Origin of the sequence: Thauera butanivorans NBRC 103042 (assembly GCF_001591165.1) — a bacterium.
In the GTDB taxonomy this organism is placed as follows: domain Bacteria; phylum Pseudomonadota; class Gammaproteobacteria; order Burkholderiales; family Rhodocyclaceae; genus Thauera; species Thauera butanivorans.
The window spans coordinates 20,538-41,429 of record NZ_BCUG01000038.1; the positions used below are offsets into that span (position 1 = coordinate 20,538).

The following is a 20,892-nucleotide window of genomic DNA, read 5'->3' on the forward strand; positions in this document are numbered from 1 at the left end:
ATCTCATTCGCCATTCGCTTGAATCAACAGAACGGTATCGATCTCGACTCGCTGCGGGATGGCCTTGCCGGCCAACAGATCGATCGCGGCCTTTACGCTTTTATAGCCTTGCTCCATTGGCTGCTGGTCGACTGTGGCAACCATCTGGCCCTGCTCGAGCGCCTTCCGCGCTTCAGGAATGCCGTCGAAACCAGCAAGCTTGATGTGTGCGATGTTCCGGTCTGCAAGATACTTCATCGCACCAATGGCAATCACATCGCTGATGCAGTAGATGGCCTGTATGCGGGGGTGCTCCCTGAGAAGGATGCCGGTGACCTCGTAGACTTCGTCGGGAGACCACGTATTCTTGCTGGCAACGAGCTTCATCCCGGCATCGACGAACGCCTGACGGGCACCGAGGGCACGCTGCCGTGTATTGAGAGCGTTCGAGTTGCCCTCAAGAAGAGCGACCTCTGACCCTGCAGGTATGGCAGAGGCTAGGGCACGGGCCGCTTGATAGGCTGCCTTGGTATTGTCAATGCCCACGAAAGGCGGCGCTCTTACGCCCTGTCGAGTCAGTGCGTCGGCATCTAGCGGCGTATCGGCGACGATTACGGGAATGCCCGCATTGTGAGCCATTGCAACACTGGGGGCCAATCGTTCGGAATCGGTAGGGATGAGTACGATGGCGTCAGCTGTTCGATTGGAAACAATCTGCTCGATAAATTGAATCTGCTGATCGATTGCGGCCTCGGATCCAACCGATCTGACGAATAGCCCTGCGTTGGATTCGGCTTGAGCACGCCGTGCTCCCTGCTCCATCTCCAGAAAGTAAGGATTCGAGAATGATTTCAGCAGCAGTGCAATCCTCGGTGTTGCATCTTTCGGGGGGGCGTTTTCTTGCTGAGCCACATGAGCAGATTCGCCCGAAACCACGAGCGCATCGACCCGACGGGATTTTTCATCGGAGCATGCGGCAAGTGTGAACACAATAAATGCCGATAGGAGAAGATGCTGCAATGTTTGCATTGATGTAAGCTCAGGTGGTGCGGCTCACAGATCGTGGTTGATTTTCCCAATATCGCCGCCAGGGTGTCGCTCAGAAAGATACGGTCGCGCGCTAGTGGAGACGATGTGTTTGAAGGAGGCAGTTCTTCGTCGAAGAAAATATTCCGGTATGTGTATGGCGTGGATCGTTGTGTGGCTGGTCACTCTGGATGCATGCACAAAGTTTCCAGCCTGGAAAAGCTCGAGCATATTTCGATACTAATCGTATCCGATTAATTTATCCAGAATCATGGCCCATTCTGGGAGATTGCGGCCCAGTATGGTTTCCGCGGGGGTGCAGATCAAGCATTCCCCTGACACGGGCCCCGAGCCGGTGTTGTTTCAGGCGGCGTGCGGCAGGCTCTCTCCGGGCTGTTGAGGATGCCTGCCGGGAAGGCCTGATCGGGGTTTCTGCCTTGCGTCATTCGGCCCTGGTGAGGCCGTTCGTGGTTGTAGTGGTGCAGATACCTGCACCGGTTCCGTGGGACACGACCGAAGCAGGGCGCAAGGCCAGCGACTTGACCGGTCATCGCACCGAGTCCGTGGTGTCGAAAGTGTATGACCGCAGGCGGATACGCAAAGCGCCCGCCGCGCGGTGATCTTACAAATTTTGTAAGAAGCCGCAGACGACGGGCGCTGCTTTCGGGGCTAAACCCCTTTAAATACTTGGGGCGACATACCGGGATCGAACCGGTGACACCTGGAGCCACAATCCAGTGCTCTACCAACTGAGCTAATGCCGCCACTAAAACCTGTCCTGGCCTGCCCGGCAGGGATCGAACCTGCAACCCCCAGCTTAGAAGGCTGGTGCTCTATCCAATTGAGCTACGGGCAGAGTCCCGCGGGCAATCGGGGTGTGAGCTGGTCGGGGTGGAGGGATTCGAACCCCCGACATCTTGCTCCCAAAGCAAGCGCGCTACCGGACTGCGCTACACCCCGAGAGCCGCGAACTATACAGAGGTCCCGCGATGCCGTCAAATATCTTTTGCGGAATTTTTCACGTTTCCCGCGCGCGCTGCCAGTTACGCACAACGCGTAGCATGTTGAGCAGCAGCCACCCGAATTCGATAAGCATCAGCAGCCCGGCAATACGTGCGACAGTGTCTGCGAACACGCCCAGCACGAGGGCGGCGAGTACCGCGAGATGGAGCTTCAGCTGCTGCTTGACAGGGGTGTCGGGCAGCAGCTTCTTCATGTTCGGTGCGCGGATGCCGGCCTGGGTGAGGTGCAGCCAGGCAAGGAAAGGGACGATCTTGTACAGCATCGCGCTGATGGCGCCGGCGAAGCCGCCGTGCAGGATCAGCACGCCGGCGAGTACCGACCAGTGATCGGAATCGACGACGAGATTGCCGCCCAGCGCGGCGATGCCGGCGAGCATCGCGAGCATCGCCGCGCGGAAGGCATGGAAGGGCGCATCCGGCGTGCTGCGGCGGGTGCGCGACTGCAACCTCAGAGTCTGCACCGAGAAGACGCCGGAGGCGAGCATCAACGCGATGCCGAGCACGATGCCGGTGCCCTCGGCATCGAAGCTGCGGGCCAGCGACCACGAGGCCAGGCCCGCCAGCACTGCGGGTGCCCACCAGCGGGTGAAGCGGGCCGGGTAGCTCGGCGTGATCTGGAACATCGGTACCACGACCCAGCTTGTCGCGGCCAGCAGGATGCCGCCCCAGCCCAGCCAGCCCCAGGCGGCATGCAGATCCACCGCCTGGGCCAACGGTATCGGCAAGGTCGCGCCGCGGCCGATGGCGAGTGCGAGCGCCAGCCCGAGCACCGCGGTCACTGCCAGGCCGGCCATGGCCAGGCGCAGATCTCGCGGGGCGTGGCTGGGGATCTTGACCGATGGCGAGCGGATCAGGCCTGCCAGCGCGGCGATCAGGAAGATGCCGATGCCGCCGAGCAGCAGCATCGCACCGCCGATGATGGCGTCCGGGAGGCCGAAGGCGAGGCCGCCGGCGAGCCCGGCGGCGCCGAACGTGAGCAGTGCGTGGCTGCTGCTCGCGACGCCCAGCACTGCGGGGAAGCGGACGCCGGCAACCACGGGCAGGATCTGTTGCAGTGCGCCGATCATCACCTGCAGCATGAAGCCGGCTGCCAGCAGGTGGACGGCAGCGAGCGCACCCGGCGTCCATCGCGAGCCGAGCACGCCGTCGCCGAACAGCAGCACGAGTCCGGCACACATGCCGAACAGTGGCGCCGTCAGGAAGAAGCGCAGCGGTGCCGACAACGGCGGTGTGTCTTCGTAGGCGAGCCCGGGATTGGCGCTGCTCATGGTCTGCTTGCAGTGTTGCGTGAGGGGGCCGTCATGGACGGCCGATCAGGATCTCCACGGCGCCGTCGTCGCGGATGTTCACCTCGTTGCGATAGCCGTCGCGGTCGAGCATGCGCAGCAGCGGATGCGGCATGCGATCGAGCAACAGCGTGAATTGCTGGCCGGGCTGCAACTCGGCCAGCGCTTCCATGGCGCGTTCGAAGGGTTCGGGAGGCTCGAGGCCGCGGGCGTCGACGATGGTCATGATGTGTGCTCCACGGCAAGCGCTTGGGAAAGATGGCTACAGAGCTCGTCCCGGGCATGGGCGAGGCGGGCGTCGCACATCGGATAGAGGATGTTCTCCTCCTTCATGTTGTGCTGCTGCATCATGATCAGCAGGGTTTCCGCCTCGCCGGCGAAATCGTCCGCATCGCGCGCCTGCAGCGCTGCGCGCAGGCGTTCGAGTGCGGCGCGCATGTCGACGTGCTCGCCGCGCATGACCTGGGTTGGCCCCTGGGTCATGCCGGTGGCGGCTTCGAAGGCGGGGAAGAGCTGCTGCTCCTCGGCGTCGAAATGGGCGTTCAGGCCGTGGGCGAATGCTTCCAGGGCTTCGCTTGCGCCTTGCCAGTCGTTCTCGGCGGCGAGCGTTTCTGCGCGGGCGAAATCGTGATCGCAGGCGCGGTGATCGTGGGTCATCAGTTCGGCTATCGTGCTCATGGTCTGCTCCGATGGGACTGAGGCCATTCTCCGCCGTGACCGGCGGCTGGCATTGATACGAGTCAAGTCGGGTAAGGCGCTGCCGGCCGGAGCCGGGCGGTTCGCATTCGATTCGTTTGAGGAATCGTATGCCGCGCAGGCACAATCGCGCTTTTCGTTCCGCCGGAGGCGGCATGTCGAATGCGGCTGCGCCGGGCGCCTGGAGCCGGATCTTCCTGCCCTTTGCGCTCGGCTACTATCTGTCCTACCTGCTGCGCACGGTCAATGCGGTGATCTCGCCGGCGCTGACCGGCGAGCTCGAGCTGTCGGCGGCGCAGCTCGGGCTGTTGACCAGCATGTACTTCTTCGCCTTCGGGCTGGCGCAGATTCCGGTCGGGATCGCGCTCGACCGCTATGGCCCGCGCCGCGTCGAGAGCGCCTTGCTGCTGCTGGCCGCGCTGGGCGCGGCGCTGTTCGCGCAGGGCGACTCGATCGGCAGCCTCGGGCTGGGGCGGGCGCTGATCGGGCTGGGCGTGTCGGCCTGCCTGATGGGCGCGCTGAAGGGTTTTGCGCTGTGGTATCCGCCCGAACGGCAGAGCTCGATGACGGGCTACGTGATGGCTTGTGGAGCGATGGGGGCGCTGACCGCCAGTGCACCACTCGAAGCGATGATTCCGCTGCTCGGCTGGCGGGGCGTGTTCTGGGGCATCGCGGCCGTCGCGCTGGCGGCTTCGGCGAGCCTGTTCTTCAGCCTGCCGCGCGAAACCGCGGCCGGCGGCAACGTGCGTCTGGCAGGCATCGTGCAGGGCGTGGCAGGCATTTTCGCCGCGCCGGCCTTCCTGCGCTTTGCCGGCTCCTCACTGTTTTTCGTCGGTGGCTTCATGGCACTGCAGAGCCTGTGGGCCGTGCCCTGGCTGATGCACGTCGAAGGGCTGGAGCTGGCCGCGGCGGCCCGCATCCTGCTGGTGCTGAACCTCGGCATGCTGACCGGGCAGCTGTCCATCGGCATGTTCGGCGTGCGTCTGGTCCGCCTCGGCGTGCAGCCGCTGCGCCTGCTGCAGGTCGGCTATGCCTGCCTGCTGCTGGTATTGGCGGCGATCCTGTTCAGGGTCGGCCCGGTCGTCGTGGTGTGGTTCCTGCTCGGCGTGCTGTCGGCGGTGAATTCGCAGTCCTACCTGGCGGCGGCGAACAATTTCCCGCGCGAGATGTTCGGCCGGGTCAGCACCTCGATCAATCTGATGGTCTTCCTCGGCGCTTTCCTGGTGCAGTGGGGCATCGGCCTGGTGCTCGATCTGCTGCGCAGCTGGGGCTGGGCGATGCCCGAAGCGCTGAAGTTCGCCCTCGCCGTGCTGCTGTTGCTGCAGGCCTTCAGTTATCTGCCGCTGCTGGGCTGGCGCGCGGGAAAAAGCGGGAACTGAAAGCGGCGGAGTCTTTCGAGGCGGCGAGCTGCCCCCGGTCAGACCGTTGCATGCCGCTGCTGCCGGGCGGCGCGCGCGGCAACGCCCAGGCCGGCCAGCCCGGCCGAGCAGACGCCGAGCACCAGTGCCAGGGCCGAACCGTAGAAGATGCCCGAAGTCATGCCGGCATCGAGCATCGCGCCGAATATCGGTGCCGCGATGCAGAAGCCCAGGTCCAGTCCCGAATACACCGTGCCGTATACGCGCCCGGTCGCACCGGGCGGTGCCGCACGCTTGATCAGCATGTCGCGCGAAGGGCCGGCCAGGCCGATCCCCAGGCCAGCCAGGGCCGTCAGCGCCAGCGCCGCGATGCCCGACGGCAGGCCGGAGCCTGCCAGCGCCAGCAGCACGGCCGTCGCGAGCAGGCACACGCCGATGGTCTTCTCGAGCCGCTCCACGCGCGCGACGAGGAAGCCGCCGACCACCATGCCCGCGGCGCCGCACAGCATGTAGCCGGTGACCACCATCGCCGTCAGCGACAGCGGCAGGCCGTAGAGCTGCTGCAGCGTGGGGCCGGCGAAGCTTTGGATGGCCGACAGCGAGCAGGTGCTCCAGAAGAAGAAGGAAAAGCACAGCCACACGGACGGCAGCTTGAGGAAGGCGAGCGGATGCTCCTCGGCGGCGGCAGCAGCGTGTTTCGCTGCCTGGCCACCCCACGCGCCCTGGCGGTCGTCGAGCGCATCGCGGTTCCAGACCATGATCGCCAGCACCGCCAGCGCCAGCCCGGCGCCGGACAGGCAGGCGATGCGCCACGAGCCCGTGGCTGCGGCGATGCCGGCCATGAACACCGGCGCCGCCGCCCAGCCCAGGTTGCCCGAGATGCCGTGCACCGAGAAACCGTGTCCCAGCCGCTGCGGCGACACGCGCTTGTTGAGAATGGTGAAATCCACCGGGTGGAAGGGGGCATTGCCCAGCCCCGCCAGTACCGAAGCCAGCAGCAGGCCGGCATAGCTGCCGGACGAAGCCGCCACCAGTCCCGCCAGCACGAAGCAGGACAGCGCGCAGAACAGCACCGGCCGGGCACCGACGCGATCCACCAGAAACCCCGACAGCGCCTGCCCGACGCCCGAGATCACGAAGAACACCGATACCAGCAGCCCCAGTTCGGAATAGCTGAAGCCGAACTCCGCGATCAGGAACGGAAACAACGGTGGCAGCAGCATGTGGAAGAAGTGCGAGGAGCCGTGCGCCAGGCCGATCAAGCCGATGGTGCGGGCGTCCTGCCGCAGCGAGGGGGCGTGTGCGATGGAGCTCATGCAGCGGATGATAGGCAGCCTGCCGGCGGCAGATATGCGACAGCAGGACATATACTGTCGCGATCATGCCAAACCAAGCCAGACTCCGGCCTGCCGCGCCTGCTGATGCCAAGCCACGGATGAAGCCCCGCGCGAGAAGCGCCCCGGCCTGCGTGGTGGCGGCAGCGACACCGCATCTCTACGTGCCCACGGCCGAACGTCCGGTGCGGGCGAAGATGCGCAAGCTGCGCGCCGATACGCAGGTGATGCCTCATCGCCACCCCTGGGCGCAAGTAGCCATCTCCGCCACCGGCGTGATCCGCCTGGGCACCGAGCGCGGCACCTACATCGTGCCGCCCTGGCGCGCGCTGTGGATTCCGCCCGGCGTGGAGCACGCGGTGACGGTGGTGGAGGACGCCGACATGCGCACGCTCTACTTTCATCAGCCGGCCGGGCGTTTCGGGCCGGACGTGGCGCCCGAGGACGATGGCCCCTGGCGCGGCTGCCGGGTGCTGGAGATGTCGGAGCTGCTGCGCGCCCTGGTGCGCGAGATGCCTTGCGTGCCCGACGATGCACCGCCGCTGCCGGCCGCGCTGCGGCAGCGCGAGCAACTGCTGAGCACGCTGATCCTGGACGAACTGCGCAGCGCCAGTGCGGTGCCGCTGGGCGTGGACCTGCCCCGCGACAAGCGCCTGCGCCAGTTGTGCGAGGCGGTGCTGGTCGATCCCACGCGCCATGAGACCCTGGCCGACTGGGCGTCCGGCACCGGGGCCAGCCCGCGCACCGTCGCACGCCTGTTCCGCCATGAGCTGGGGCGGACTTTCACGCAATGGCGGCAACAGGTCGTCCTGGCCCGGGCCGTGGCCCTGGCCGCGGGCCGCATGCCGGTGAAGCAGATCGCCGCGGAGCTGGGCTACAACAGCCCGAGCGCCTTCAGCGCCATGGTGCATCGTGCCGTGGGCATGCCGCCGGCGCGTTTCCTCGGGCTGCAGGACGACTGAAGGAGGGCGGCAGCGGCTGCCGCCGGTGCGCGGATCAGGCCGCCAGCCCGCAGGCCACGCCCGACGACCAGGCCCACTGGAAGTTGTAGCCGCCCAGATGGCCGGTGACGTCCATCACTTCGCCGATGAAGTACAGGCCGGGGCAGGCGCGCGCTTCCATCGTGCGCGAGGACAGCGCATGGGTATCCACGCCGCCGAGCGTGACTTCGGCCTTGGCATAGCCTTGCGTGCCCGAGGGCGCCAGCTTCCAGCCCGAAAGCGTGGCGGCGATGGCGCGCAGTTCGGCATGGCGGAAGCCGTTCATCGGCTTCGTCCAGCCCTGCAGTTCGCACCAGGCATGGGCGAAGCGGCGCGGCAGGCGCTCGGCCAGCAGGTTGGCGAGCAGGGTGCGTTCGCCGGCGTGTTCGAGCAGCCAGCCCTCGGTGTCGAGGTCCGGCAGCAGGTCGAGCGTGACGGGTTCGCGCTCGCCGTCGGCGTAGGCCTGGGCCTGCCAGTAGTTCGACACTTGCAGGATGGCCGGCCCCGACAGGCCACGATGCGTGATCAGCGCGGCTTCGCGGAATACCGGGCCGCGGCAGCGGGCTTCGACTTCGAGCGAGATGCCGGCCAGCGGCGCGAGCCGTGACAGGGTCTCCGGCGGCAGCGTCAGCGGCACCAGCGCCGGCAGCGGCGCGATCACCGGCAGGCCGAACTGCTCGGCCAGCTTGTAGCCGAGCGGGCTGGCGCCGATCTTCGGGATCGACAGCCCGCCGCTCGCAACGACCAGGCTGTGCGCAGCGAAGCGACCGATGCTGGTGTCGACGAGATAGCGTTCGGCCTCGGCATCGCCTCGGGTCACTTCCAGCACCTTGGCGGGCATGGCCCAATCGACGCCGCCGTCCCCGCATTCGCTGCGCAGCATGTCGATGATCTGCTGGGCGGAATCGTCACAAAACAGTTGGCCCCAATCCCTTTCGTGGAAATCGATGCCGTGGCGCTGCACAAGACCGATAAAATCCGCCGCCGTGTAGCGCGACAGCGCGGAGCGCACGAAATGCGGATTGCGGCAGAGATAGTTTTCCGCGCCGACGCGACGGTTGGTGAAGTTGCAGCGCCCGCCGCCGGAAATGCGGATCTTTTCGGCCAGCTTTTCGGCGTGATCGACGAGCAGCACACAGCGGCCGCGCTGGCCGGCGGTGGCCGCGCACATCATGCCGGCGGCACCGGCGCCGATGACGATCACGTCGTAGCTGCGGTCGGCCGGCCGGCGGCCGGAGGGGGCTGGGTGCGCCACGTGGGTACCTGCGATGACGAAAGCGGCGCAGAATACGCGCTGCGCTACCGGGCGGCAAACCGCACCGGCCGGATGCCGCGACGAACAGAACGAGAATGTCAGCTTGCTGGAGTGCTTTATGACTGATACCACCACCGGCCCGAATGCACCGCTCCGCAAACGGAGCCTGCTTCGCCCGGCGTTGTGGGCTGCGGGCGTGGTGATCGTGATCGGCGCAATCGGCTTCTTTGCCGTGCCGCCGGTCGCCAGGCATTACGCCGTGAAAATCCTGGGCGAGACGCTGGACAGGCCGGTGTCGATCGAAGGTGTCGCCCTCAATCCCTTCACCGCCACGGCCGAAGTGCGCGGGCTGAAGATTCTCTCCGCCGATGCCGGCAGCGAGGCGTTCGCCTTCGATGCGCTGCGGATCAACGCCGAACCGATCCAGTCGCTGATCCAGCGCGGCGTGGTGGTGCACGAAGTGGCGCTGCGCGGGCCGCGGCTGGAAGTCGGCATCGACGAGGGCGGGCGCCACAGCTGGAGCGACGTCGCCGAGCGCATCGAAGCGATGCTCGCCGACCAGGAAGAGCCGGCCGGCGACGAAGCCGGCGCGCTGTTCTCGATCGGCAACATCCGCATCAGCGGCGGCCACGTCCGCGTGGACGACAAACCGCGCGGACTGGTGCACGAAGTGGCGGACCTGGAAGTGGGCCTGCCCTTCATCTCGAACCTGCCGGTGAAGGTCGATGTCTTCGTCGAGCCCAGCCTGTCGGCCACGCTCGACGGCAACCCGCTTCACATGAAGGCGCGGCTCAAGCCGTTCGCGGACTCGCACGACACCATCCTCGACGTGGTGCTGGACAAGTTCGACCTCACGCCGTGGCTGGTCTACGCGCCCTTCGATCCGGCATTCAGCCTGCCGTCGGCCCAGCTCAGCAGCAACATCGAACTGTCGTTCAGGCAGGCCGGAGGCGGTGCGCCCGAACTCGCGCTGAGCGGGCCGCTGAAGCTCGAAGCTTTCCGGTTGCTGGACAAGGAAGGGACGGCGGTCGCGAACATCCCCGAATTCGAGCTCGAGTTCGCCGACGTGCAGCCGCTGATCAACCGCTGGCATTTCACCCGCCTGCGGCTGGCCCAACCCGAGATCGATCTGGTGAGGCTGGAGGACGGCGGCATCAACCTGATGAAGCTGCTGCCGGCGACGTCGGAGCAGGCACCCGAGGCGAAGCCGAATGGCAACAAGCAGCAGAAGGGGAAGAAGGAGGACGCGAAGGAGGCCGGAGAGCCCGCGGCGGATGCCGCTCCCAGGGGCGCCGCGGCCGAGAAGCCTGACTTCCTGCTCGCGCACGCGCGCATCCGCGACGGTGTCGTGCGCTTCCAAGACCGCAGCTTGAAGCAGCCTTTCAAGACGCGGATCGAGGCGATCAACCTCGACCTGCGCGATCTCGCCACCGATTCCGACATGCCGGCCGAGATCCGGCTCGACTACGTCACCGATGCCGGCGAGAAGCTGGTGCACGAAGACCGCCTGCGTCTCGAGCCCTTCGAGTTCGACGGCCTGTTGAACTTCGAGGCCATCCAGGCGCCACGCTACGCGCCTTACCTTGCCGAAGCCCTGCCCGGCGGCGAACTGCGCGGCGGCGTGCTCAGCGGCGCACTGCGCTATCGCGTCGCGCTGGACGACAAGGGCGAACCCCGCATCGATCTCAAGGCCGACACGCTGGCGGTGCGCGACTTCGCCCTCGCACTGAAAGGCGCCAAGGATGCCGCGCTGAAAGTGCCCGAACTCGATGTGCGCGAGGCGGTGCTCGACCTCGACGCGCAAAGCGTCAAGCTCGCCGCGCTGGACATCAAGGGCGCAAGCGTGTCGGCGGTGCGCCTCAAGAACGGCGACATCGACCTGCTGGGAATCACCGGCCCGGCGGCGAAACCCGGCAGCAAGCCCGCCGCCCGGAAAGCCGGCAAGTCCAAGGGTGGCAAGCCGGCCGCCGAAGCGCCGTGGGTCGTCGCCGTCGACAAGTTCGCGCTGCAGGCTGCGTCGGTGCGGATCGAGGACCGCACGGTGAACAAGCCGGTAGTGCTGGCCGTCGACAACATCGGCCTGGAAGTCGACGGCTTCTCGACTGCCAAGGATGCGCTCAGCCAGCTCAAGCTCGACTCGCGCATCAACCGCAACGGCCGGCTCGGCGTCACCGGCAGCCTCGGGCTGGAGCCGCTGAAGGCGGAACTCCGCATCGACGCGCGCAGCGTCGACCTGCTGCCGGTCCAGCCCTATGTGCTCGAGCAGGCCAAGATATCCATTTCCCGCGGCGCACTCAGCACCCAGGGGCGGCTCAGGCTCGACACCGGCCGGCGGGGCGACCTGCGCGCCAGTTTTCGCGGCGACCTCAGCGTCGGCAACTTCGCCTCGGTCGACCGGCTCAATGCCACCGATTTCGTGCGTTGGCGGACGCTGCGCATCGGGGGCATCAACGCCACTTCCGAACCCTTCTCGCTGGCGGTGCAGCGCATCGCGCTCGACGACTTCCAGACCCGCCTGATCCTCGACGAACAGGGCCGCCTGAACCTGCGGGAAATCCAGGGCGAGCAGGCCGGCGGCGAGGCCGCGGCCGCCGCGCAGCCGTCTCCGCAGCCTTCGGCACTCGACCCCTTCATCGACCCGTCGCTCGCCAATACCGGTCCACGCCAGGTCGAAGGCCAGCGCAGCGCCGAACTGCCGCCGGCGCCGGCCGAACCGCCGCCGCCGATCCGCATCGACCGCATCGAGATCAAGCGCGGCAACATCGCCTTCAGCGATCGCTTCATCCAGCCGCACTACGACGTCAACTTGACCGACATGGCGGGGGAACTCACCGGCTTGTCGACCAATCCCGACACGCTTGCCAAGCTGGATCTGAAAGGCAGGGTGGACAAGGCCGCGCCGGTCGAGGTCGCGGGCGAACTGAACCCCTTTCGCCACGACGCGCATCTCGACATCCTCGCCTCGGTCAAGGATTTCGAGCTGACCGGCCTGTCGAGCTACGCCGGCAAGTACGTCGGCTACGGCATTGCCAAGGGCAAGCTGTCGGCCGAGCTCAACTACAAGATCGAGGACCGCAGGCTCACCGCCACCAACCAGATCTTCCTCGACCAGCTCACCTTCGGCGACAAGGTCGACAGCCCCGACGCCATGAACCTGCCGGTGCAGCTCGCGGTGTCGCTGCTGCAGAACAGCCGCGGCGAAATCGACCTGCACCTGCCGGTCAGCGGCACGCTGGACGACCCCGAATTCAGCGTGTTCGGGCTGGTGGTCAAAGTGCTGGTCAACCTGATCGGCAAGGCCATCACCTCGCCGTTCGCGCTGCTCGGCTCGGTGCTGGGCGGCGGCGAGGAGCTGTCGCAGCTGGAACTGGCGCCGGGCATGGTCGAGCCGGACGAAACCCAGCAGGAAAAGCTCGCCACCCTGGCGGGTGCGCTGCTCGATCGGCCAGCATTGCGGCTCGACATCACCGGCCGCGCGGACCCCGCGGTCGATACCGACGGCCTCAGGCAGGCGGCGCTGCAGCGCGCGGTCAGGGCGCAGAAACTCAAGGCGCTGATGGACAAGGGCGAAGCGGCGCCTTCGCTCGACGACATCGAAGTGGGCGCAGAGGAATATCCCGAACTGCTGAAGAAAGCCTACCGCGAAGGCGATTTCAAGAAGCCGAAGAATTTCATCGGCATGACCAAGGACGTGCCCGTCGCCGACATGGAAGCGCTGATCCTGGCCAATACCGAAGTCGGCGACAACGAACTGCGCGCCCTGGCGCAGCAGCGCGCGCAGGCGGTACGCGACTGGCTGGCGGGCGAGGGCGGCGTGCCCGGCGAGCGCATCTTCGTGCTCGAACCCAAGGTCGAGGCGGCCGGCGAGAACGGGCAGGTGCAGTTCTCGCTGCGCTGAGCTGCATCCGCCGAGCCGGCGTTCAGCGCGCGGGCGGCTCGATTGGTTCGGCGAGGTTCAGGTTGCCGACGCCGTTCTGGCCCTTGATCAGGAACTTGCCTGCCGCCTGGTCGCTGCGGCAGGGCCCGAGCCGGCGGCCGCTGATCTCGGTACGGGCCACCGCAGCGCCGCCGCCTGCCGGGGACGCGCTGAACTCGCCCTGGAAGTTGTACTGGAAATCGCCGGAGAACCTGCCTTCGATCGTCGCGGTGCCGTCCTGTGTATCGCACTGCGCACGGTAGTGGATGTAAAGGCCGTCCTTCGACCATGCCTGGTCCCGGCAGGTGGTTCCGGCGTTCGCCGGCGTGGCCAGCACTTCGTCGCGGCCGTCCCTGGCAATGCAGATGTGGAAACTCTCGGTCTTCGCCGCTTCGCCTGCGGGCCCATGGTTGACCAGCCACAGGCCATGCATCCGTTGCGGTGCTTCGATGGCGCCTGGGGCGGGCGTCGGATCGGCGTGGGCGGTTTGGAGCGCTGCGGCGGTGGCGAGCAGCAGCGGAACGAGGGCGCGCATGTTCAGTTCCAGGATTGGGTGTGGGTATCGGTGGGTATCGGATCGACCGCGAGATCAGCCGCAGATTAACCGCGTGCCGCAGCGTGGAAATTGAGCAAGGACAATACTCGCTCCCGTTTTCGCGAGGCTCGGAACAGCCCCCTCAGAACAGCCCCATTTCCAGCCGCGCCGCTTCGCTCATCATCTCCCGGCTCCACGGCGGGTCCCAGGCCAGCTCGACGCTGGCCTCTTTCACGCCCGGCAGTTCGAGCAGCTTTTCGCGCGCCTCGTCGGCGATCAGCGTGCCCATGCCGCAGCCGGGCGCGGTCAGCGTCATGCGCACTTCCAGGCGGAAGCCGCCTTCCGGCAGCGGCTCGGCGGTGCAGCCATAGACCAGGCCGAGATTGACGATGTCGATCGGAATCTCGGGGTCGTAGCAGGTGGCCAGCACTTTCCAGGCGTTCTGCTCGACGGCGGCGGCGTCGACTTCGCCTTCGGCCGGCGCGGGCATCGGCGGCGGGAGCTGGGGTTCCAGCCCCAGCGCATCGGCGTCGCGTTCGGCGATGCGGTACAGGTTGCCGCCGCACATCACCGTGATCGAACCGCCCAGGCGCTGCGTCACCAGCGCATAGGCGCCTTCGGGCAGTGTCTCGGGCTGGCCCCAGGGCACGCTCACGGCGTCGCAGTCGCGTGCCAGCACGCGGGATTCGGTTTCGGCATAGCGTTCACCCATGGTCGTCTCCGCTCATTCGGTGCGGGCCGGCTCCTGGGCGCCGACGATCGCGTTGTGCAGGGTATGCCAGGCCAGCGTGGCGCATTTCACTCGCGCCGGAAACTCGCGCACGCCGGACAGCACCGCCAGCTTGCCGAAATCGCGGTCGGGTGGGGCATCGGTAAGCAGGGCGTGGAAGTCGTGGAACAAGGCTTCGACTTCGGCCACCGGTTTGCCCTTGACCGCTTCGGTCATCAGCGAGGCCGAGGCGGTGGAAATCGCGCAGCCGTGGCCGACGAAGCTGACGTCCTTCACCACGCCGTCCTCGATGCGCAGATAGACCGTGAGCTGGTCGCCGCACAGCGGGTTGTGGCCGTCGGCCTGGTGGTCGGCATCGGCCATGGCGTGGAAATTGCGCGGCTGTCGGTTGTGGTCGAAGATGACTTCCTGGTACAGCTCGCGCAGGTCGGGGGCGCTGTCGTTCATGAGGCGTCCTTCAGGTTCCGAACAGTTTCTGGGCCTTGCCGATGGCGGCGGCCAGGACGTCGACATCGGCTTGCGTGTTGTACATCGCCAGCGAGGCGCGCGCGGTGCCGGGAATGCTGAAGCGGTTCATCAGCGGCATCGCGCAATGGTGGCCGGCGCGGATCGCGACGCCTTCGGCATCCAGGATGGTGCCGAGGTCGTGCGGGTGGATGCCGTCGACCAGGAAGGACAGGATGCCTGCCTTCTCCCTGGCGGTGCCCACCAGCCGTATCCCGGGCAGCGTGCCGATCGTCGCGGTGGCGTAGTCCAGCAGGGCGTGCTCGTGGGCGGCGATGTGCGCCAGGCCGATGCCCTGCACGTAGTCGATCGCGGCGGCCAGGCCGATGGCGCCGGCGATGTTCGGCGTGCCGGCTTCGAAGCGCTGCGGGGCGTCGGCCCAGGTGCTGCGCTCGAAGGACACGGTGCGGATCATGTCGCCGCCGCCTTGCCAGGGCGGCATCGCCTGCAGGATGGGCTTGCGTGCGTAGAGCACGCCGATGCCGGTCGGGCCGTACAGCTTGTGGCCGGAGAAAGCGTAGAAATCGCAGCCGATGGCCTGCACATCCACCGCCTGGTGGGCCACGGCCTGGGCGCCATCGACCAGCACCAGCGCACCGGCGGCATGGGCACGCGCGGTGAGCTCGGCCACCGGGTTGATGCTGCCCAGCGCGTTCGACACGTGGGTGATGGCGACGAGCTGGGTGTCCGACGTCAGCAAGGCGTCGAAGGCGTCGAGGTCGAGCTCGCCGGCGTCGCTGACCGGCGCGACCTTGAGCACCGCGCCGGTCTGCTCGCACAGCAACTGCCAGGGCACGATGTTGGAGTGGTGCTCCATCGCCGTGATCAGGATCTCGTCGCCGGCGCGCAGTTCGGCGCGGCCCCAGCTTTGCGCGACCAGGTTGATGGCCTCGGTGGTGCCGCGGGTGAACACGATCTCGTCCGCGTGCGCGGCGTTGATGAAGCGCTGCACCGTCACCCGCGCGGCATCGTACAGCTCGGTCGCATGCTGCGACAGCCAATGCACGCCGCGGTGGATGTTGGCGTTGGATTCCAGATAGAAGCGCCGTTCAGTTTCGATCACGGCCAGCGGCTTCTGCGTCGTCGCGCCGTTGTCCAGATAGGCGAGCCGGCGGCCATGCACCTTGCGGGCGAGGATCGGGAAGTCGGCGGTGACGTCGAGCTGCGCCGTGTGGATGTCGGCAGGGGAATTCACAGCAGTTCCTCCAGCAGGGCGCCGCCCGGCAGGCGGGCGAGCAGGGTGGCGCGGGCGTGGCGGCGCAAGGCGTCCTGGGCGATGCGCTCGATTACTTCGGCGGCGAAAGCGTAGGTCAGTAACTGGCGCGCATGGGTTTCGTCCACGCCGCGGGTGCGCAGATAGAACAGCGCGTTGTCGTCGATCTGGCCCACGGTGGCGCCGTGCGCGCATTTGACGTCGTCGGCGTAGATCTCCAGCTCGGGGCGGGCGTCGGCCTCGGCCATCTTCGACAGCAGCAGGTTGTCGCAGCGCTGTACCGCGTCGGTGCGCTGCGCGTCCTGGGCGACGATGATGCGGCCGGCGAACACGCCGCGGGCGTTGCCGTCGACCAGGCCGCGATAGTGCTCGCGGCTGGTGCCGTGCGGCCGGGCATGGTCGATCAGCGTGTGGTGGTCTACATGGCGCCGGCCATCGACGTGGTACAGGCCGTTGAACAGCGTCTCGCAGCCTTCGCCGTCGAAGCGGGTGCGGATGTCGTTGCGCGCCAGCCGGGCGCCGAAGGACAGCGAGTGGGTGGCGAAATGCGAACCGCGCGCCTGCTCGGCCTCGATGCTGGCGAGGTGGATGCTCTGTTCGTCCTGCTGCTGCAGCTTGATGTGGCTGATGCGCGCATCCTGCGCTGCCTGCACGCGGGTAACCACGGTGCCGAGCGTGCTGCCGCCGCCGAGATGATGTTCGACGATATTGGCCTCGGCATTGGCTTCGGCCAAGATCAGGTTGCGCACATGGCTGTCGGCCGCGCCGGTGGCGCCGATGAAGACCAGATGCAGCGGCTGCTCCAGCGCCGTGCCGGGTGCCAGATGGACGAAGGCGCCGTCGCTGCACAGCGCGAGGTTGAGCGCGTAAGGGCTGCTCACGACGGCAGTGTCATCCCCTGCGGCGCTGCCGAAAGCGGCTTCGACCGCCTCGGGCTGGCGGGCCAGGGCTTCGGACAGGGCGCTGATCGTGACGCCCGCCGGCAGCGGCGGCCTCACCGACAGTGTCGGCTCGAAATGCCCGTCGACGAATACCAGCCAGTGGCCGCCGTCGTCGAAATCGGCGCGCAGCGCCGCCAGCGTGGTGGCCGGATGCGGCGCGTCCTCCGGTGCGATCAGCGGCTGCTGGTCGAGGAAGGCGAGCGAGGTGTGGCGCCAGGCTTCGAGCCGGCTGGTCGGCCAGCCGGCGGCGGCAAAGCTGTCGATCGCGTCGCGGCGGTGGCCGGTCAGCCAGGGCAGCGCGGCGCCCGGCAGCGTGGCGGCGCGCTCGCGGTGGCGTGCGACCCAGGTATCGATGGTATTCATGGTTCAGCCTCCGGCCGCGCCCGCGGCTTGCGCGGCGCCGGCACCGCTTTCGATCCAGCCGTAGCCGTGCTGTTCCAGCTCCAGCGCCAGTTCACGTCCGCCGGAGCGCACGATGCGGCCTTTCGACAGCACGTGCACCCGGTCGGGCACGATGTAGTCGAGCAGGCGCTGGTAGTGGGTGATGACGATCATCGAGCGCTCAGGCGAGCGCAGGCGGTTGACGCCTTCGGCGACCACTTTCAGCGCGTCGATGTCCAGGCCCGAGTCTGTCTCGTCCAGCACCGCCAGCTTCGGTTCCAGCAGCGCCATCTGCAGCACTTCGTTGCGCTTCTTCTCGCCGCCCGAAAAGCCTTCATTCACCGAGCGGTAGAGGAATTCCTCGCGCATGCCCACCGCCTTCATCTCGGCCTTGACCCTCGACAGGAAGTCCATCGCGTCGTATTCGGGCAGGCCGCGATGGCGGCGGATGGCATTGACCGCCGCCTTCAGGAAATAGGCGTTGGAGACGCCGGGGATCTCGACCGGGTACTGGAAGGCGAGGAACAGCCCGGCGCGGGCGCGTTCCTCGGCGGGCAGTGCGAGCAGATCGGTGCCGTCCCAATCGACGCTGCCGGCGGTGACCTCGAAAGTGTCGCGCCCGGCCAGCACCTGGGCCAGCGTGCTCTTGCCCGAACCGTTGGGGCCCATGATGGCGTGCACCTCGCCGTCCTTCACTTCGAGATCCAGGCCGTTCAGGATGGCCTTGCCATCCACCGCGGCGTGCAGCTTGTCGATCTTCAGCATGTCATTTCTCCCTGTTTCACTCAGCCGACGCTGCCTTCGAGGCTCACGCCCAGCAATTTCTGCGCTTCCACCGCGAACTCCATCGGCAGTTCCTTGAACACTTCGCGGCAGAAGCCATTGACGATCATCGATACCGCATCCTCGGCGCTGATGCCGCGCTGCATCGCGTAGAACAACTGGTCTTCGCCGATGCGCGAGGTGGTGGCCTCGTGCTCGACGCGGGCGGTCGGGTTGCGCGCCTCGATGGTGGGGAAGGTGTGGGCCGCGCAGCGGTCGCCGATCAGCAGCGAATCGCACTGGGTGTAGTTGCGCGCGCCTTCTGCTCTGGGCGTGACCCGCACCAGGCCGCGGAAGGTGTTGCTGCCGCGGCCGGCCGAGATGCCTTTCGAGAGGACGGTGCTGCGGGTGTTGCGGCCCATGTGGATCATCTTGGTGCCGGTGTCGGCCTGCTGCAGATTGTTGGTCAGCGCCACCGAATGGAAGTCGCCCACCGAATCGTCGCCGCGCAGGATCACGCTCGGGTATTTCCAGGTGATCGCCGAGCCGGTCTCGACCTGCGTCCAGGAAATGTGCGAGCGGGCGCCGCGGCAGTCGCCGCGCTTGGTGACGAAGTTGTAGATGCCGCCCTTGCCGTCCTTGTCGCCGGGGTACCAGTTCTGCACGGTGGAGTACTTGATCTTGGCGTCGTCGAGCGCGATCAGCTCCACCACCGCGGCATGGAGCTGGTTCTCGTCGCGCATCGGCGCGGTACAGCCTTCCAGATAGCTGACCGAAGCGCCTTGCTCGGCGATGATCAGCGTGCGCTCGAACTGGCCGGTGTCGCGCGCATTGATGCGGAAGTAGGTGGACAGCTCCATCGGGCACTTGACGCCCTTGGGGATGAAGACGAAGGAGCCGTCCGAGAACACCGCGGAATTCAGCGCGGCATAGAAGTTGTCGCCCGGCGGCACCACGCTGCCGAGGTACTGGCGCACCAGTTCGGGGTGCTTCTTCACCGCCTCGGAGAAGGAGCAGAAGACGATGCCGTGCTCGCCCAGTTCCTTCTGGAAGGTGGTGGCGACCGACACCGAATCGAACACCGCATCCACCGCCACGCCCGCCAGCCGCGCGCGCTCGTGCAGCGGCACGCCGAGCTTCTCGAAGGTGCGCAGCAGTTCGGGATCGACTTCGTCCAGGCTCTTCGGCCCGTCCTTCTTCGACTTCGGCGCCGAGTAATAGACGATGTCCTGGAAATCGACCGGCGGGAAGCTCACCGCGGCCCAGGTCGGCGGCGCCATCGTCAGCCAGCGGCGATAGGCTTCCAGCCGCCAGTCGAGCAGCCAGTCCGGCTCGCCCTTGCGTGCCGAGATCAGACGGATGGTGTCTTCCGACAGGCCCTTGGGCACGGTGTCGGTTTCGAGCCGGGTCTCGAAGCCGGCGGTGTAGTCCTGTTCCAGGAAGGCGCCGAGGGCGTCGCCGCGCGTGGCGACAGGGGCGCTCTTGGGGGAGGCTGGGGAGGTCACTGGGGAGGGGGTGGCAGAGGTCGGGGCGTTCATCTCGGTTTCTCCTGTCGTTCAGCCCGGGTGGCGTACCAGGCGGCTGGGGCCGCGCACGCGCCGGCCGGCTGGGGAAGTGGCGTCGGCAAACCTGGGGGGTGGCGTCATCTCGGCGATGCTCACGCCCTGCAGGGCCTCGCGGACCACGGTGTTGATGCGCAGCCAGCCGTCGCGGATGCGACAGCCGGTTTCCAGCGTGCAGGTGCCGCTGCCGGCGCTGCATTCGGTCAGCCCGAAAGGCTGTTCTTCCAGCGCATCGACGATGTCGGCGATGCTGATCCGTTCGGGCGGCCGCGACAGCAGGTAGCCGCCGCGCGTGCCACGCTGGCTGACCACCAGTCCGTGCCGCCCCAGCGCCTTCAGGACCTTGCTGACGGTGGCCAGGCCGAGGCCGAGGGCGTCGGCCAGTTCGGTGGCGCTGACGACCTGCGTCGGCGTCGCCGCCATGTGGGTCGCGATCAAGGTTCCGTAGTCGGTGAGCTTGCTGATCCGTAGCATGATGAAGGGCCTCCGGGGTGGCCTTGCTGTCTAGCGTGTTTAAACTGTACTGAATTAGTACTGTATTTGCAAGACGGCACCACGGCCAGGGACGGCGGTCGAAGAATGCACGGGAACTGCCGCCGGAATGGCGCGTGGATGCGCCGCCGGGCCTATGATGCGAAGAGGAGCACGCAGGAGGAAGCGATATGGAGCTGGAAGTGGGTCGGGTCTATCCGGTGCGCCTGTGCAGCGGCGAAATCCGCGCCTGGCGCTTCGATGGCCGCGATGGCCGTGGCCTTGCCTGGTGGCATGACATCGAGACCGGCAAGGGCTTCAACGAGTCGGGCGTGCTCTACGCTTGGGAGTTGCTGCCGGAGGGAGAGAGCGATGGCTGAGCCGTGGTGGATTCGCGTGGCGCTGCCTTTTCCCGCCTCGCTGGCGTTGCCGGCACTCGGTCTGGGCGTCGCCTGGCTGATGTGGCCGCAGGCGGCCGGTGCCTGGGCGCCGATGCTGGCACTGCTTGCCGGGCTGGCTGCCTGGACGCTGGTCGAGTACCTGCTGCACCGCTTCTTCATGCACGGCGTCGAGCCTTTTACCGCGTGGCACCTGCAGCATCACCGCGATCCGCTGGCGCCGCTGCGGGTGCCGGTCGCGTTCAGCCTGATGCTGGTGCTGGCCATGCTCGGCCTGCCGTTCATGGTGCTGGGACCGGACAGCCTGGCGGCACCGTTTTCGGCCGGCCTGCTGCTGGGCGACATGCTGCAGGAAAGCGTGCATCAGAGGCTGCATGCACATGAAGTGTCAGGCCATTGGCTGCCGTATCTGCGTGATCACCACGCCTGGCACCACTTCAGGGACGAAGGTCTGGCCTTCGGCACGCTGACGGATTTCTGGGACCGCTGCTTCGGAACCTGCCCGCCATCGGAGCGGGGACGCTGACGACGGCGGTGCGGAGG

Annotated in this window: 19 protein-coding genes and 3 tRNA genes; 5 read left to right on the plus strand and 17 right to left on the minus strand. The window is 67.0% G+C overall.

Annotated features, from left to right (window positions below):
* Nucleotides 1-3: 3 nt before the first annotated feature.
* The 7 genes from TBU01S_RS15365 to TBU01S_RS15395 form a co-directional block, all read right to left on the minus strand.
* Nucleotides 4-1,008: a substrate-binding domain-containing protein gene (locus TBU01S_RS15365; RefSeq protein WP_083953640.1), complete on the minus strand. Its 1,005-nt coding sequence runs from the start codon at nt 1,006-1,008 to the stop codon at nt 4-6.
* 685 nt (nt 1,009-1,693) lie between these two features.
* Nucleotides 1,694-1,769 (minus strand) — tRNA-His (locus TBU01S_RS15370).
* A gap of 15 nt (nt 1,770-1,784) precedes the next feature.
* Nucleotides 1,785-1,861 (minus strand) — tRNA-Arg (locus TBU01S_RS15375).
* 27 nt (nt 1,862-1,888) lie between these two features.
* Nucleotides 1,889-1,965: transfer RNA gene (locus TBU01S_RS15380), tRNA-Pro, on the minus strand.
* 58 nt (nt 1,966-2,023) lie between these two features.
* Nucleotides 2,024-3,295, minus strand: a complete 1,272-nt coding sequence (locus TBU01S_RS15385; protein ID WP_068637684.1) for a hypothetical protein — start codon at nt 3,293-3,295, stop codon at nt 2,024-2,026.
* Nucleotides 3,296-3,326: 31 nt separating this feature from the next.
* Nucleotides 3,327-3,539, minus strand: a complete 213-nt coding sequence (locus tag TBU01S_RS15390) for a DUF2249 domain-containing protein (protein ID WP_068637685.1) — start codon at nt 3,537-3,539, stop codon at nt 3,327-3,329.
* Entirely contained in the window at nt 3,536-3,991 is a 456-nt protein-coding gene (locus TBU01S_RS15395; protein WP_068637687.1) for a hemerythrin domain-containing protein, read from the minus strand. The genes TBU01S_RS15390 and TBU01S_RS15395 overlap by 4 nt, the downstream gene beginning before the upstream one ends.
* Before the next feature lie 173 nt (nt 3,992-4,164).
* Between TBU01S_RS15395 and TBU01S_RS15400 the strand changes: the two genes are divergently transcribed.
* Nucleotides 4,165-5,388, plus strand: coding sequence for an MFS transporter (locus tag TBU01S_RS15400; RefSeq protein ID WP_083953641.1), 1,224 nt, complete (start codon nt 4,165-4,167; stop codon nt 5,386-5,388).
* 38 nt (nt 5,389-5,426) lie between these two features.
* Here TBU01S_RS15400 and TBU01S_RS15405 read toward each other — a convergent pair whose 3' ends face one another.
* The gene (locus tag TBU01S_RS15405) at nt 5,427-6,683 is read right to left on the minus strand and encodes an MFS transporter (protein WP_068637690.1); all 1,257 of its coding nucleotides are present in this window, start codon (nt 6,681-6,683) and stop codon (nt 5,427-5,429) included.
* Between the two features lie 119 nt (nt 6,684-6,802).
* Between TBU01S_RS15405 and TBU01S_RS15410 the strand changes: the two genes are divergently transcribed.
* Complete coding sequence (locus TBU01S_RS15410; RefSeq protein WP_245650934.1) at nt 6,803-7,663, plus strand: AraC family transcriptional regulator; 861 nt, start codon at nt 6,803-6,805, stop codon at nt 7,661-7,663.
* A 34-nt stretch (nt 7,664-7,697) separates the two neighbouring features.
* Here the strand turns inward: TBU01S_RS15410 and TBU01S_RS15415 are convergent, their stop codons facing one another.
* Nucleotides 7,698-8,936: a BaiN/RdsA family NAD(P)/FAD-dependent oxidoreductase gene (locus tag TBU01S_RS15415; RefSeq protein WP_068637694.1), complete on the minus strand. Its 1,239-nt coding sequence runs from the start codon at nt 8,934-8,936 to the stop codon at nt 7,698-7,700.
* A gap of 118 nt (nt 8,937-9,054) precedes the next feature.
* On the opposite strand from TBU01S_RS15415, the gene TBU01S_RS15420 reads away from it, so the two are divergent.
* Nucleotides 9,055-12,834 carry a DUF748 domain-containing protein gene (locus tag TBU01S_RS15420; RefSeq protein WP_068637696.1) on the plus strand — a complete coding sequence of 1,260 codons (3,780 nt, stop codon included), beginning with the start codon at nt 9,055-9,057 and terminating at the stop codon, nt 12,832-12,834.
* A gap of 22 nt (nt 12,835-12,856) precedes the next feature.
* Here the strand turns inward: TBU01S_RS15420 and TBU01S_RS15425 are convergent, their stop codons facing one another.
* From TBU01S_RS15425 to TBU01S_RS15460, 8 genes are all read right to left on the minus strand, one after another.
* Nucleotides 12,857-13,387, minus strand: coding sequence for a DUF3617 domain-containing protein (locus tag TBU01S_RS15425; RefSeq protein WP_068637698.1), 531 nt, complete (start codon nt 13,385-13,387; stop codon nt 12,857-12,859).
* Between the two features lie 142 nt (nt 13,388-13,529).
* Nucleotides 13,530-14,099, minus strand: coding sequence for a putative Fe-S cluster assembly protein SufT (gene sufT, locus TBU01S_RS15430; protein WP_068637700.1), 570 nt, complete (start codon nt 14,097-14,099; stop codon nt 13,530-13,532).
* 12 nt (nt 14,100-14,111) lie between these two features.
* The gene (sufU, locus tag TBU01S_RS15435) at nt 14,112-14,564 is read right to left on the minus strand and encodes a Fe-S cluster assembly sulfur transfer protein SufU (protein ID WP_068637704.1); all 453 of its coding nucleotides are present in this window, start codon (nt 14,562-14,564) and stop codon (nt 14,112-14,114) included.
* 10 nt (nt 14,565-14,574) lie between these two features.
* A complete protein-coding gene (locus TBU01S_RS15440; RefSeq protein WP_068637706.1) occupies nt 14,575-15,816 on the minus strand; it encodes a cysteine desulfurase in 1,242 nt (413 codons plus the stop codon).
* Complete coding sequence (sufD, locus tag TBU01S_RS15445) at nt 15,813-17,138, minus strand: Fe-S cluster assembly protein SufD (protein WP_068637708.1); 1,326 nt, start codon at nt 17,136-17,138, stop codon at nt 15,813-15,815. The genes TBU01S_RS15440 and sufD overlap by 4 nt, the downstream gene beginning before the upstream one ends.
* Before the next feature lie 3 nt (nt 17,139-17,141).
* Nucleotides 17,142-17,921, minus strand: a complete 780-nt coding sequence (sufC, locus tag TBU01S_RS15450; RefSeq protein ID WP_068637710.1) for a Fe-S cluster assembly ATPase SufC — start codon at nt 17,919-17,921, stop codon at nt 17,142-17,144.
* 20 nt (nt 17,922-17,941) lie between these two features.
* Nucleotides 17,942-19,456, minus strand: coding sequence for a Fe-S cluster assembly protein SufB (gene sufB, locus TBU01S_RS15455; protein WP_068637711.1), 1,515 nt, complete (start codon nt 19,454-19,456; stop codon nt 17,942-17,944).
* Between the two features lie 18 nt (nt 19,457-19,474).
* A complete protein-coding gene (locus TBU01S_RS15460) occupies nt 19,475-19,954 on the minus strand; it encodes an SUF system Fe-S cluster assembly regulator (RefSeq protein WP_068637712.1) in 480 nt (159 codons plus the stop codon).
* A gap of 188 nt (nt 19,955-20,142) precedes the next feature.
* Between TBU01S_RS15460 and TBU01S_RS15465 the strand changes: the two genes are divergently transcribed.
* Nucleotides 20,143-20,331, plus strand: a complete 189-nt coding sequence (locus TBU01S_RS15465; protein WP_068637714.1) for a hypothetical protein — start codon at nt 20,143-20,145, stop codon at nt 20,329-20,331.
* The gene (locus TBU01S_RS15470; protein WP_068637716.1) at nt 20,324-20,875 is read left to right on the plus strand and encodes a sterol desaturase family protein; all 552 of its coding nucleotides are present in this window, start codon (nt 20,324-20,326) and stop codon (nt 20,873-20,875) included. Before TBU01S_RS15465 ends, TBU01S_RS15470 begins: the two co-directional genes overlap by 8 nt.
* The last annotated feature ends 17 nt before the right edge of the window (nt 20,876-20,892 follow it).

Excerpts from the sequence above, each read along its gene's own strand:
- TBU01S_RS15405 (WP_068637690.1), bottom strand. The coding sequence starts at position 6,683 with ATGAGCTCCATCGCACACGCCCCCTCGCTGCGGCAGGACGCCCGCACC.
- TBU01S_RS15425 (WP_068637698.1), bottom strand. The coding sequence starts at position 13,387 with ATGCGCGCCCTCGTTCCGCTGCTGCTCGCCACCGCCGCAGCGCTCCAA.
- sufT (WP_068637700.1), bottom strand. The coding sequence starts at position 14,099 with ATGGGTGAACGCTATGCCGAAACCGAATCCCGCGTGCTGGCACGCGAC.
- TBU01S_RS15385 (WP_068637684.1), bottom strand. The coding sequence starts at position 3,295 with ATGAGCAGCGCCAATCCCGGGCTCGCCTACGAAGACACACCGCCGTTG.
- TBU01S_RS15395 (WP_068637687.1), bottom strand. The coding sequence starts at position 3,991 with ATGAGCACGATAGCCGAACTGATGACCCACGATCACCGCGCCTGCGAT.
- TBU01S_RS15410 (WP_245650934.1), top strand. The coding sequence starts at position 6,803 with ATGAAGCCCCGCGCGAGAAGCGCCCCGGCCTGCGTGGTGGCGGCAGCG.
- sufC (WP_068637710.1), bottom strand. The coding sequence starts at position 17,921 with ATGCTGAAGATCGACAAGCTGCACGCCGCGGTGGATGGCAAGGCCATC.
- TBU01S_RS15390 (WP_068637685.1), bottom strand. The coding sequence starts at position 3,539 with ATGACCATCGTCGACGCCCGCGGCCTCGAGCCTCCCGAACCCTTCGAA.
- TBU01S_RS15460 (WP_068637712.1), bottom strand. The coding sequence starts at position 19,954 with ATGCTACGGATCAGCAAGCTCACCGACTACGGAACCTTGATCGCGACC.
- sufU (WP_068637704.1), bottom strand. The coding sequence starts at position 14,564 with ATGAACGACAGCGCCCCCGACCTGCGCGAGCTGTACCAGGAAGTCATC.
- TBU01S_RS15420 (WP_068637696.1), top strand. The coding sequence starts at position 9,055 with ATGACTGATACCACCACCGGCCCGAATGCACCGCTCCGCAAACGGAGC.
- sufD (WP_068637708.1), bottom strand. The coding sequence starts at position 17,138 with ATGAATACCATCGATACCTGGGTCGCACGCCACCGCGAGCGCGCCGCC.
- TBU01S_RS15365 (WP_083953640.1), bottom strand. The coding sequence starts at position 1,008 with ATGCAAACATTGCAGCATCTTCTCCTATCGGCATTTATTGTGTTCACA.
- TBU01S_RS15470 (WP_068637716.1), top strand. The coding sequence starts at position 20,324 with ATGGCTGAGCCGTGGTGGATTCGCGTGGCGCTGCCTTTTCCCGCCTCG.
- TBU01S_RS15400 (WP_083953641.1), top strand. The coding sequence starts at position 4,165 with ATGTCGAATGCGGCTGCGCCGGGCGCCTGGAGCCGGATCTTCCTGCCC.
- sufB (WP_068637711.1), bottom strand. The coding sequence starts at position 19,456 with ATGAACGCCCCGACCTCTGCCACCCCCTCCCCAGTGACCTCCCCAGCC.
- TBU01S_RS15465 (WP_068637714.1), top strand. The coding sequence starts at position 20,143 with ATGGAGCTGGAAGTGGGTCGGGTCTATCCGGTGCGCCTGTGCAGCGGC.